The organism is Thermodesulfitimonas sp., from assembly GCF_052743955.1.
Window position 1 is genome coordinate 1 of record NZ_JBRAIN010000058.1, and the last position, 12,469, is coordinate 12,469.

The following is a 12,469-nucleotide window of genomic DNA, read 5'->3' on the forward strand; positions in this document are numbered from 1 at the left end:
GGTTCGGTATGACGGTAGTACAGCCTCCTGCGCAAGAAGTACCTGCCGAGTTTATTCGTATCGGCGGGATAGTGCCTCACCCGCCGATTATGGTGCCCGAAGTCGGGGGGCCCGAGGCCCGGAAGGTGCGGCGGACCCAGGAGGCGCTTGTGGCGCTTGGCCGCAGGATTGCGGTGAGTGGTGCGGAAACGATGGTGGTGATTTCGCCCCACGGGCCGGTGCTCTGGGACGCCATTAGTGTAGTAACGGTGTCCAGACTGGCGGGAAACTTAGGCCGCTTCGGGGCACCGGAAGTGAGTTTTTCTTTAACGACGGATAGTCCGCTGGCAGACGCGCTGCGCCAGGAATTGGCGGCGCTCGGGCTTCCCGAGACGGCGATCGGTGAAGACTACGGGTACCATCTAGACCACGGAGTTACGGCGCCTCTTTACTGGTTGCAAAAAGGCGGCGTTGCCCTTCCTGTGGTCGTCTGCGGGATGGCCATTATTCCCCTATGGAAACTTTACGGCTTCGGCGTTGCCGTGCAGCGGGCCGCAGCGCGGCTCGGCCGGCGGGTGGCCGTGGTGGCCAGCGGGGACCTCTCCCACCGTCTGCTCCCAGAAGCGCCTAACGGATACGACCCGCTAGGTGCAGTCTTTGACCGGCGGGTGCAGGAAATCGTAGCGGCGGGGGATCCGGTGGCGCTAATCCGGCTGGATCCGCTGCTGGTCGAGCGGGCTGGCGAGTGCGGGCTTCGGCCCATGGTGATGCTCTTCGGTGCCTTTGACGGCTTGGCGGTGGCGGCGGAGGTGCTTTCTTACGAAGGGCCTTTCGGCGTTGGGTACATGGTGGCGTGCATCACAGCACGCGGGCGTGACGAGCGGCGGTATTTCTGGAAGGAGTTAAACGCGGCGGCAGCCAAGCGGTTACGGGCGGAGAGCTTTCTGGTGCGGGTGGCCCGGGAGGCCATAAAAGCCTACCTGGAAAGGGGTGAGCGCCTCCAGGCGAAAGAGGTGCCGCCGGAATTTGACCGGCCGGCCGGGGTTTTTGTTTCCCTGAAGAAGGACGGGGTTTTGCGCGGCTGCATCGGCACGGTGGGGGCGACGCAACGCAACATTGTCGAAGAGGTGATCGAGAACGCCATCAGCGCGGCGACCCGGGATCCCCGCTTTGACCCGGTGAGCGCGATGGAGGTTGACGATCTTACCATTTCGGTGGATATCCTCGGCATACCGGAACCGGTTGAGGGGCTAGCGGATCTTGACCCGAAGCGCTACGGGGTAATCGTTTCTTCTGGCCAGCGGCGGGGTCTTCTGCTGCCGGATATTCAGGGAGTTGATACCCCGGAAGAACAAGTCGCCATCGCTCGGCGGAAGGCGGGTATCGGGCCGCACGAGCCGGTGAAGCTTGAACGGTTTGAGGTTGTCCGGTACCATTAGGTTTGCGACGGAGGAGGTTGGGGATGCGCGAGGCGCTCTTTTACGAGAAACAGGAGGATAACGCGGTTTTATGCCGGCTCTGCCCGAAAGGATGTCTTATCAAGGAGGGGCGTACGGGATTTTGCCGCGTACGGGAAAACCGTGGCGGTATGCTTTACACCTTGAATTACGGCCAGTGCTCCTCGTGTAACGCGGACCCAGTGGAGAAAAAGCCGCTTTATCACTTTTACCCGGCCCACACCATCCTATCCCTAGGAACTTTCGGCTGTAATCTCCGCTGTGGTTTCTGTCAAAACTGGGAGATTGCCCACGGTTCACCCCCGACCATACCGCTTACACCCGAGCAGGTGGTGGCGATGGCGCAGGCTCAAGGGCCGCGCTGCATCGGTGTGGCTTATACCTATTCGGAGCCGGTAGTCTGGTACGAATTCGTTCGCGATACCGCCCGGCAGGTGCGGGAAGCCGGTCTTAAGAACGTTTTAGTTACCAACGGGTTTATCGCGGAGGAGCCGTTACGCGAGTTGCTTCCCTACATCGACGCGATGAATATCGACGTTAAGTCTTTTCGGGATGATTACTACAAGCATGTTTGTGCCGGGCGACTTGAGCCCGTTCTCCGGACGGTGGAAGTGGCGAAGGACCACTGTCACGTAGAAGTGACGAACCTGATCGTTACCGGATTGAATGATTCGGCAGAAGAGCTCGACGCTTTAGTAGACTGGCTTGCCGCCGTTGACCTGCGTATCCCGCTTCACTTCTCCCGGTATTTCCCGAATTTCGAAATGGAGCGGCCCCCGACGCCGCTCGAGGTGCTTTATGCCGCCCGCGAGACGGCCAGGAAGAAGCTGCGTTACGTTTATCTTGGAAATGTTTGGGATGAGGAGGCGGATACCACTTACTGTCCAAATTGTGGTGCCGCGGTCATCCGCCGGGAGGGTTACAAAGTGCGCGGCGTCCGCCTCAAAGATGGGAAATGCGGTGCCTGCGGTGCATCGGTGGATATCGTAGGTTCTGTCTGGGAGGCAAAACGCTGAGTTCAGAATAAAGCTGGTTTATGAAGGCGGGGCGGTGCGCTGAAAAAGTATTTGGCCCGCCCCATTGTATTTTTATACAACGTCTTGTATAATTATCAACATTAAACTTATTTGGATAGCGAGTGGGAACTTGATCAGGGTCGGCATTGTCGGGGCCTCGGGTTATACGGGTGCGGAGCTGGTGCGGATCCTCCTGCGCCATCCGGAGGCGGAGCTTGTCGTGTTGACATCGCGCAGTTACGCCGGCCAGCAACTATCGGCCGTTTTCCCGCACCTTTCCGGATGCACCGATCGCGTGCTGGAGGTTTTTGATGCGGCGAAAATGGCGGCCGCGTGCGACGTGGTTTTTACGGCGCTCCCCCACGGGCACGCAGTGCCTGTTGCTAAGGCGGTTTTGGAGCGGGGTAAGAAACTGATCGATTTAGGGGCTGATTTTCGCTTCCGGGACGCTACCGTATACGAGGCGTGGTACAAGGTGAAGCACGAGGCACCAGAGTTGACCCGGGAGGCGGTTTACGGCCTGCCAGAGCTTTACCGGGAAAAGGTACGGAGCGCCGCCCTGGTCGCCAATCCGGGGTGCTACCCAACCGCGACGCTTCTCGCTACGGTGCCGCTTCTTAAGGCTGGAGTTATCGATCCTGCCACTATCATCATCGATGCCAAGTCTGGCCTTTCCGGGGCCGGGCGAAAGCTTGACCTTAGGAGCCATTATGCCGAGGTTAACGAAAACGTTACGGCTTACAACGTGGGCGTTCACCGGCATACCCCGGAGATTGAGCAGGAGCTGACGGCGGCTGCGGGCACGGAAGTGCGGGTCTCCTTCACCCCGCACCTGGTCCCGCAGACCCGTGGCATCCTGGCGACGGTTTACGCTAACCTGAAGCAAGAGCTGACGACCGGGGCGCTTCTCGATATCTACCGTGAGTTTTACGGGAAGGAGCCCTTTATCCGGGTGCTGCCGGAAGGGGTGCTTCCCCGGACGAAGAGCGTGACGGGTTCGAACATAGTGCATCTGGGCGCCGTGGCCGACCCGCGCACCGGGCGGGCGGTGCTGCTGGCGGCAATTGATAATCTGGTCAAGGGGGCGTCGGGACAGGCGGTACAGAATATGAACCTACTCTTTGGTCTACCTGAAACCACCGGTCTCGATATGGTCGGGCTCTACCCGTAGGGCGGAAAGTAGTAGGCCAGGAACCGGGGCGCAACTATCGCGACTATTAGCGATTGGTTGAATAACAGGGAAGGTTTTCCTTCAGAGAAAAGTTACAGTTTTTACGGCGAGTTTGGGAGGCAGAGCGACTTTATGGAGGGGCTTGCGGGCGGCGTTACCTTGCCTCAAGGGTTTTTAGCGAGCGGGGTGGCTGCGGGGATTAAGAAAGTAAAAAAAGATCTGGCGCTTATTTACAGCGAGGTGCCGGCAACGGCGGCGGGTGTTTTTACTACTAACCGGGTAAAGGCCGCCCCGCTTTTAGTAACGGCCGCGCGGTTAGCGCAGGGTATAGCCCAGGCGGTGGTGGTTAACAGCGGTAATGCCAATGCCTGCACCGGGGAGGAAGGCTATGCGGACGCGATAGCAATGGCCCGGCTTGCGGCTACCGCCTTGAAGCTGCCGGAAGAACTGGTGCTGGTGAGTTCTACCGGCGTGATCGGGCAGCGCCTGCCACTCGGGAAAATCGCGGCGGCGCTGCCGGCGGCGGTTGCGGCACTGGGCGTGGCGGGCCATGCTGCCGCTGCGGAGGCCATCCTGACTACCGATACCGTCACTAAGGAGGCAGCGGTCCGCTTTTCCGTAAGCGGCTGCACCTGCGCGGTCGGTGGGATAGCGAAGGGTTCGGGGATGATTCACCCGAATATGGCAACGATGCTCGCCTTTATCACTACCGACGTGGCGATAGAGACCGCGCTTCTGCGCCAGGCGCTGAGGGAAGCGGTCGATGCCTCCTTCAACATGATTACCGTTGATGGCGATACGAGCACCAACGATATGGTGGTGGTTTTAGCCAACGGCATGGCGGGAAACCCGAAGATTACCGCCGCGGGGGCCGAATACGCCAACTTTGTGGCGGCGCTTACCGCGGTTTGCACCGAACTGGCGAAAAAAATCGCCCGGGACGGCGAGGGAGCCACACGGCTGATCGAGGTTCGGATTCAAGGTGCCAGGACGCTTGCGGACGCGCGTCTAGCGGCCCGGGCGATTGCCGGCTCCAATTTAGTGAAGGCGGCGGTTTTCGGGCGCGATGCTAATTGGGGCCGCATCCTTTGCGCTGCCGGTTATTCCGGTGCGGCATTCGACCCGGCGAAAGTCGCCATTTTTATAGGTGCGGAGCAGGTGGCCGCAGGTGGGGCGGGGCTTCCCTTTTCTGAGGCGAGGGCGAGCCGGGAGTTAGAGCAGGACCCGGTGGTGATAACGGTTGATTTTAACGAGGGCGCGGCTGCTGCGGTGGCGTGGGGCTGCGATCTGACATATGATTACGTGAAAATTAACGCCAGCTACAGAACGTAGCCAAATCATTGGCGCGTCTGGCGCGCCAATAGCGAGATTTTCAGGACAGCGGGGCGAGGCAATGGTTTTAACGGCACAGGAGAAGGCAGGGATTCTGGTTGAGGCCCTGCCCTACATAAAAAAGTTTTACGGTAAGATTATCGTCGTGAAGTACGGCGGTCACGCGATGCTCAACTGCGAGTTGAAGCGGGCGGTGATGACCGACCTCGTGCTGATGAAGTATGTCGGGATGCATCCGGTAGTGGTCCACGGCGGCGGGCCGGATATCTCGAAGATGCTGCAGCGCCTTGGGAAAGAAACCTCCTTCGTCAACGGCCTCCGGGTAACCGATGCCGAGACGATGGAGGTTGTAGAAATGGTTCTCGGCCGGCTAAATAAGGAAATCACCGCGCTTATCAACCGCCTTGGCGGCCGGGCGGTGGGGCTTTGCGGGAAGGATGCTAATCTGGTCCTGGCGGCGAAGAAACCAGGAAAAGTGCGGCTGGCTGACGGCAGCGAGGTGGAGCAGGATCTCGGCTTCGTGGGGCGGGTGACGCGGGTGAATCCTGACCTGCTGCTGAGTGTCATCCAGCAGGGGTACATTCCCGTGGTGGCGCCGATTGGCCTGGGACCTGACGGCGAGGGATACAACATCAACGCCGATACGGTAGCGGGGAAAATTGCCGAGGCTCTCGGGGCCGACAAGCTTATCATTCTCACGGATGTGGAGGGGATCTTGAGCGACCCGGCGGATAAGGGTTCGGTCATTTCGGTGTTAAAGGTGGACGACATCCCGGAGTTGGTTGCCTCTGGGAAGATTTCCGGGGGAATGATCCCCAAGCTCGAATGCTGCGCGGCGGCGATCAAGGGTGGCGTAAAGCAGGCCCACATCCTCGATGGCCGGGTCCTGCACGCCATCCTCCTTGAAATTTTCACGGATGAGGGCGTCGGGACGATGGTGCTTCCGTAAACGGTAAATTTTAATGAAAGGGAGGGGGCCGGTTGGCAGCGGGAAATTCTCCGGGGTTAGCGCCGCAGGAGGTTATGGCGTTAGCCGACAAATATATGATGAGAACTTACGGGCGTTTGCCGCTCGTCCTGGTGCGCGGCGCTGGGGCTAGAGTCTGGGATGCGGCCGGCAGGGAGTACCTTGATTTCGTTGCCGGTCTGGCGGTGAATTCTTTAGGCCACTGCCACCCCCGGGTCGTGGCGGCCATCAGGGAGCAGGCCGGGATACTCGTGCACTGCTCCAACCTTTACTACTCGGTGCCCCAGACCCTGCTTGCCCGGTGGCTGGTGGAGCATACTCCTTATGACCGGGTCTTCTTTTGTAACAGCGGGGCCGAGGCGGTGGAGGGGGCTTTAAAGCTCGCCCGGAAATACGCGAAGAAGAGGTGGGGCGAAGGGCGCTTTGAGATCGTGACGGCGCTTAACTCCTTCCACGGTCGTACCTACGGCGCCGTGACCGCGACCGGGCAACCCAAGTACCACCAGGGTTTTGAGCCGCTGGTGCCTGGGTTTCGGTACATTCCTTTTAACGACGTGGCGGCGCTTGAAGCCGCGGTTACCAACAGAACGGCGGCGGTTCTCTTGGAGCCGGTCCAGGGTGAAGGCGGGGTTTACCCGGCAGCAGACGAATTTATCCGGGTTGCGCGGGAGATTTGTCAGCAGCGGGGGGCACTCCTGATTTTTGACGAGGTGCAGTGCGGTTTAGGGCGGACCGGGCGGTTTTTAGCGCAAGAGTACTACGGGGTCACGGCGGAGATTACCTGTCTGGCGAAGGCCCTCGGTGGTGGCTTTCCGATCGGGGCGCTTCTGGCGACGGAAGAGGTCGCTTCTGCCTTTGCGCCAGGGGATCACGCTTCGACTTTCGGGGGAAACCCGCTGGCGGCGGCGGCGGCGCTGGCGGCGCTGCAGGCGATAGAAGAAGAAGGATTAGTCGCCAACGCCGCGCGGGTAGGAGACTATTTCCGGGAGGCCCTGGAAAAACTCCGGGTACAAAGCGGTCTGATAACCGAGGTGCGGGGCCGCGGGCTTATGCTCGGCGTGGTGGTAAAGGTGCCGGCGAAACGGCTGGTTTCGCTGTGCCAGGAGCGTGGCCTGATTGTAAACGCGGTGAAAGAGGATACCTTGCGTTTTGTGCCGCCGCTAACTATAGGGGAAGAGGAGGTCGACCGCGCCGTGGCGATTTTACAAGCGGCTTTGGCTACAGCGGCGCGGGAGGTAGAATTAAATTCTTAGGGGGTTAAAAGAATGTTTGCCTCGTTGCGTAAACGCTTCCACGGCCAGGATTTCCTTTCGATTAGCGCCGTTACGGGGGAAGAGATTAAGGCAATCATTGATATCGCCCGGGAATTAAAGGAAGCCAGACGCAGGGGAGACCGGCACACCCTCTGTGAAGGTAAGACGTTAGCCATGATTTTTCAAAAGCCTTCCACGCGCACCCGGGTATCCTTTGAAATGGCGATGTACCAACTAGGAGGGTACGCGCTGTATCTCAACGCGCAGGACCTGCAACTTGGCCGCGGGGAAACGATTGCTGATACCGCGCGGGTTCTCTCCCGTTACGTAGACGGGATCATGATCCGGACCTTCAGTCAGGGAGACGTGGTTGCGCTAGCTGAAGCGGCAACTGTTCCGGTGATCAACGGGCTCACCGACTGGGAGCATCCGTGTCAGATCCTGGCTGACCTGATGACTATTCTCGAGGCTAAAGGCAGGTTCGAGGGGTTAAAGGTGGCCTGGGTTGGAGACGGCAACAATGTTTGCCACTCGTTGCTTTTAGCGGCACCGCGGGTGCGGATGGATATCGCGGTGGCTACACCGCCAGGCTACGCGCCCCACCCGGAGATTGTGGCGGCGGCGAAGGAGGCGGCTGTGGGGAGCAAGGTCGAGGTACTCAATGACCCGGTAGAAGCGGTGCGGGAGGCAGATGTTGTCGTGACGGATGTTTGGGCGAGCATGGGCCAGGAGGCGGAGCACACTAAGCGGGTCCGCATCTTCCAGCCCTACCAGGTGAACGCTTCCCTGCTCCGGCACGCGCGGCCGGACTGCATCTTCCTCCACTGTCTCCCGGCGCACCGGGGCGAGGAAGTTACCGATGCGGTGATCGACGGGCCGGCGAGCCGGGTCTGGGACGAGGCAGAGAACAGGCTGCACGTTCAGAAGGCACTGCTGGCACTGGTGCTTTAAGTTTTGACGTTCAACGTTCTGTGCAACGTAAGTTCTGATTCTGGCTTTCGGATTTCTGGCCATTAATCTAAGGAGGCTCTCTTTAGGATGAGCAAAAAGGTGGTTTTAGCTTACTCGGGCGGGCTCGATACCTCGATCATCATTCCGTGGCTCAAGGAGAATTTCGGCTACGAGGTTGTAGCGATGGCTTGTGACCTCGGCCAGGGCGAGGAGCTTCAGCCCCTGGAAGCCAAGGCTTTAAAAAGCGGTGCCAGCAAGGTTTACATTGTCGACGTGCGGGAGGAGTTTCTGACCGACTATGTCTTCCCCTGTTTACGGGCGGGAGCGGTTTATGAGGGTAAGTACCTTCTCGGCACTTCGATGGCCCGGCCGCTCATCGCCAAGAAGTTGGTGGAGATTGCGCACCGTGAGGGAGCCGAGGCGGTGGCCCACGGGGCTACGGGGAAGGGCAACGACCAGGTCCGCTTTGAAGTCAGTGTTGCGGCGCTCGACCCCAACCTGAAGGTGATTGCCCCCTGGCGGTTGTGGGAGATCCGCTCGCGGGAAGAGGCGATCGCTTACGCGGCGGCCCGCGGCATCCCGGTCCCGGTAACCAAGGAGCGTCCCTACAGTATGGACCGGAATATCTGGCACCTGAGCCACGAGGGCGGGGATCTTGAGGATCCGGGGAACGAGCCGCCCGAGGACCTTTATCTTTTGACGCTCCCCCCGGAGAAGGCCGCGGCGGCGCCTGTCTACGTAACCATCGACTTTGAAGCCGGCACGCCGGTTGGACTTGACGGGACGCGGCTGGATCCGGTAACGCTGGTGGAGCGCTTAAACGAACTCGGCGGTAAGCACGGCATCGGTATCGTGGATATGGTGGAGAACAGGCTGGTGGGGATTAAGTCCCGGGGTATCTATGAAACGCCTGGCGGAACGGTGCTCTTTTACGCTTTGCGGGAACTCGAACGCTTGACCCTCGATCGGGCCACCCTGCACTTCAAGGAGATGGTAGCCCTCAAGTACGCGGAACTCGTCTATGACGGGCTCTGGTTTTCGCCGCTCCGGGAGGCCCTCGATGCCTTTGTGACCTCTGTTTGCCGGACGGTAACCGGGCGGGTGCGCCTAAAACTTTACCGGGGAACGATCTCGCCGGCGGGTACCTGGTCGCCCCATTCGCTTTATCTTAAAGACCTGGCTACCTTCGAGCGGGATGAGATGTACGACCATAAAGATGCCACCGGTTTTATCAATCTCTTTGGCCTCCCGCTAAAAATGCGGGCGCTCGTGGCGAGGGGTAAAGACGAGGAGCGGCTACCGGGACGAAGCGACAGCTGAGTTTTTATTTCCATAACGGCGTATAGGAAGTGAGGCGGAAAAGCATGGGAACGCTGTGGGGTGGTCGGTTCCAGAAGGAAACGGACCGGCGGGTGCGGGAGTTTCAGGATTCCCTTTCCTTTGATTTTCGCCTGTGGCCCTACGATATTAAAGGGAGCCAGGCGCACGCGCAGATGCTGGTGAAGGTCGGGGTGCTGACGGCGGCTGAGGGTGAGGCGATTATCAGGGGGCTCGAAAAGATTTACGCGGAATTTACGGCTGGGAAGGTGCAGCCCGAAGAAGAAGAGGATATCCACTCTTTAGTGGAAGCCCTGCTGGTCAGGTGGGTGGGGGAGGTAGGAAAAAAGCTCCATACCGGCCGTAGCCGGAACGACCAGGTGGCCACGGACCTGCGCCTTTACCTGCGCGACGAGATTGATGCGGTGCGGCAGCTTTTAAAGGAATTGCGGCGTGCTCTGGTCGACGTGGCGGCGGCGCACGTGGAGACGCTGATGCCGGGCTTCACGCACCTCCAGCCGGCACAGCCCGTGACTTTTGCCCACCACCTGCTTGCCTACTACGAGATGTTTACCCGGGACGACGCTCGCCTGGCAGATTGTTACCGGCGGACCAATGTTCTGCCCTTAGGTGCCGGGGCCCTGGCGGGCACGACCTTCCCTCTTGACCGAGCCTACGTGGCGGAACTCCTAGGTTTTGAAGCCGTGGCCGCAAACAGTATGGACGCGGTGAGCGACAGGGATTTCGTGGTGGAGTTCTGCGCGGCCGCGGCGCTTACGATGGTTCACCTGAGCCGTCTGGCAGAAGAGATCATCCTCTGGAGCACCCCGCAGTTCGGCTTCGTCGAACTTGACGACGCTTTCGCCACCGGGTCGAGCATGATGCCCCAGAAAAAGAACCCGGACGTGGCGGAGCTCTGCCGGGGCAAGACGGGCCGGGTGGTGGGGAACCTCACGGGGATGTTGCTGCTGCTCAAGGGTCTGCCCCTCACTTATAATAAGGACCTTCAGGAGGACAAGCCGCTTCTCTTTGATACCGTGGACACCTTGAAGGCGTGCCTTACGGTTTTCGGGCCGCTCTTGCGCACCATGAGGGTAAACCGGGAGCGGCTGGCTGCGGCGGCGCGTGTCGGCTTTATTGCGGCCACCGACCTTGCGGAGTACCTCGTGCGTAAGGGGCTGCCCTTTCGTGACGCGCACGCGATTGTGGGCCGGATAGTCCTTTACTGCCTCGAGCGGGGGAAAACCCTCGAGGAACTATCTCTCGAAGAGTACCGGCAGTTTGCTGCGGTGATTGGCGCCGACGTGTTTGCTGCGGTAAGGCCGGAGGTTTCCCTCAAGGCGCGCCGGGTGCCCGGTGGGCCGGCGCCGGACCTTACCAAGGAAAGAATCGAAACTTTGAAAAATTTATTGCGGTAAGGATTGACATACCCGCACCTTTTGTTTATACTAAAAGTGCAAGTAATCATTTTCACAAGCTTACCGAAGGGGGGTGCCTCCGGTGAGTCGCCTGGCCAGGGTTTTTGAGGTTTTTCAGACGGCAGGGCTCCGGCTTCTTCCGGTACCGGGGACCAAGTGGTACAAGATCTCCGATGCTCAGGGGCGTGAGCTTTTTCTTAAAGAGAAGGAGAGAATCAAACATTTCGGGGATCTTGAGGAGGAAGAGGTGCGGGAGCGGTTCCTGAACTTTGAGCTGCAGGAACGTTCCTGAAATCGGAATATATCCTCGACCCCCATCCCTTGAAGGCCTACTGCGGGCCTTCTTTTTCTTTCCGGTGGTGTATGCTTTTTTGCCAAGCCGGTGTTGTTAAAACCATCTTTTGCCGGCGCTTACTTGACAGAATATCCGGCAGGAGGTAAAATTTCACCCAATTCAAAAAGTCTATCCGCGGGAGGTAAGGGTTTGGTATATAAGATCGCGGTCATTCCCGGCGACGGCACCGGTCCGGAGCAGATAAGGGAAGGAATGAAGGTGCTGACGGCAGTTGCGGAACTGGAGGGTTTTAAGTTCGAGGCCGTGACCTACGATTTCGGTGGGGAGCGTTACCTGCGGACGGGTGAGACGCTTCCCGACACGGCGCTAGCCGAGCTGCGCCAGTTTGACGCCATCTACCTGGGCGCAATCGGTCACCCGGACGTGAAGCCTGGCATCTTAGAGAAAGGGATCCTGCTGCGGTTGCGCTTTGAGCTTGACCAGTACATTAACCTGCGGCCGGTGAAGCTCTACGAAGGCGTGGAGACGCCGCTTAAGGATAAGGGGCCGGCCGATATCGACTTTGTGGTGGTGCGGGAGAATACCGAGGGCCTTTACTGCGGCGCGGGCGGCTTTTTAAAGCGGGGTACGCAGGACGAAGTGGCGATCCAGACCTCGATTAACACCTACAAAGGGGTTAAGCGGTGCATCCGCTACGCTTTCGAATACTGCCGCCGGCGCAACAAAAAGAAAAAGGTCACCCTCTGCGGCAAGACGAATGTGCTTACCTATGCTTTCGACCTGTGGGAGCGGGTTTTTCACCAGGTAGGCGCGGAATTTCCCGATATCCAGCGCGATTACGCCCACGTGGACGCGACCTGCATGTGGATGGTCAAAAACCCGGACTGGTTCGACGTTATCGTTACGGATAACATGTTTGGCGATATCCTCACCGACCTAGGCGCGATCATCCAGGGCGGGATGGGCATCGCCGCCGGCGGTAACATCAACCCGGAAGGCGTTTCGATGTTCGAGCCGATCGGCGGGTCGGCGCCGAAGTACGCAGGCCAGAACGTGATCAACCCCCTTGCGGCCATCTGCGCGGGGGCGATGATGTTAGAGGAACTCGGCGAGAGGAAAGCGGCGGCGCGGATTGAACAGGCGGTCCAAGCGGTTTGTGCCAAGCATTTGAAGAGCTTGGCTGCGGGCCGGATGGGCTACTCGACGAGCGAGGTGGGCGACCTGGTGGTGCGGTACCTGTAGGGCGGCGAATACCGGTTTGTTCGAGTAAAATTTGAGTAGGGGTAACAGGATACATTAGAGGAATAAGTTGG

General features: G+C 59.4%; 11 protein-coding genes. All 11 read left to right on the plus strand.

Features of this window, described 5'->3' with window-relative positions; translation table 11 throughout:
- A partial coding sequence (gene amrA / locus ACUVTA_RS06215; protein ID WP_445952102.1) for an AmmeMemoRadiSam system protein A occupies positions 1-1,418 on the plus strand: 1,418 nt, incomplete at its 5' end.
- Positions 1,419-1,441: 23 nt separating this feature from the next.
- Entirely contained in the window at positions 1,442-2,452 is a 1,011-nt protein-coding gene (gene amrS / locus ACUVTA_RS06220; protein ID WP_445952103.1) for an AmmeMemoRadiSam system radical SAM enzyme, read from the plus strand.
- Between the two features lie 130 nt (positions 2,453-2,582).
- Positions 2,583-3,623: an N-acetyl-gamma-glutamyl-phosphate reductase gene (argC, locus tag ACUVTA_RS06225; protein WP_445952104.1), complete on the plus strand. Its 1,041-nt coding sequence runs from the start codon at positions 2,583-2,585 to the stop codon at positions 3,621-3,623.
- A gap of 132 nt (positions 3,624-3,755) precedes the next feature.
- Complete coding sequence (gene argJ / locus ACUVTA_RS06230) at positions 3,756-4,955, plus strand: bifunctional glutamate N-acetyltransferase/amino-acid acetyltransferase ArgJ (RefSeq protein WP_445952111.1); 1,200 nt, start codon at positions 3,756-3,758, stop codon at positions 4,953-4,955.
- A gap of 61 nt (positions 4,956-5,016) precedes the next feature.
- Positions 5,017-5,904 carry an acetylglutamate kinase gene (gene argB / locus ACUVTA_RS06235; protein ID WP_445952105.1) on the plus strand — a complete coding sequence of 296 codons (888 nt, stop codon included), beginning with the start codon at positions 5,017-5,019 and terminating at the stop codon, positions 5,902-5,904.
- A 74-nt stretch (positions 5,905-5,978) separates the two neighbouring features.
- Positions 5,979-7,175 carry an acetylornithine transaminase gene (locus ACUVTA_RS06240; protein WP_445952112.1) on the plus strand — a complete coding sequence of 399 codons (1,197 nt, stop codon included), beginning with the start codon at positions 5,979-5,981 and terminating at the stop codon, positions 7,173-7,175.
- A 12-nt stretch (positions 7,176-7,187) separates the two neighbouring features.
- Entirely contained in the window at positions 7,188-8,126 is a 939-nt protein-coding gene (gene argF, locus ACUVTA_RS06245) for an ornithine carbamoyltransferase (protein ID WP_445952106.1), read from the plus strand.
- Positions 8,127-8,213: 87 nt separating this feature from the next.
- On the plus strand, positions 8,214-9,446 hold the full coding sequence (locus tag ACUVTA_RS06250; protein WP_445952107.1) for an argininosuccinate synthase: 1,233 nt from the start codon (positions 8,214-8,216) through the stop codon (positions 9,444-9,446).
- 44 nt (positions 9,447-9,490) lie between these two features.
- Entirely contained in the window at positions 9,491-10,861 is a 1,371-nt protein-coding gene (gene argH / locus ACUVTA_RS06255; protein WP_445952108.1) for an argininosuccinate lyase, read from the plus strand.
- A gap of 82 nt (positions 10,862-10,943) precedes the next feature.
- The gene (locus tag ACUVTA_RS06260; RefSeq protein WP_445952109.1) at positions 10,944-11,153 is read left to right on the plus strand and encodes a hypothetical protein; all 210 of its coding nucleotides are present in this window, start codon (positions 10,944-10,946) and stop codon (positions 11,151-11,153) included.
- A 192-nt stretch (positions 11,154-11,345) separates the two neighbouring features.
- Positions 11,346-12,398 carry a 3-isopropylmalate dehydrogenase gene (locus tag ACUVTA_RS06265; protein WP_445952110.1) on the plus strand — a complete coding sequence of 351 codons (1,053 nt, stop codon included), beginning with the start codon at positions 11,346-11,348 and terminating at the stop codon, positions 12,396-12,398.
- The last annotated feature ends 71 nt before the right edge of the window (positions 12,399-12,469 follow it).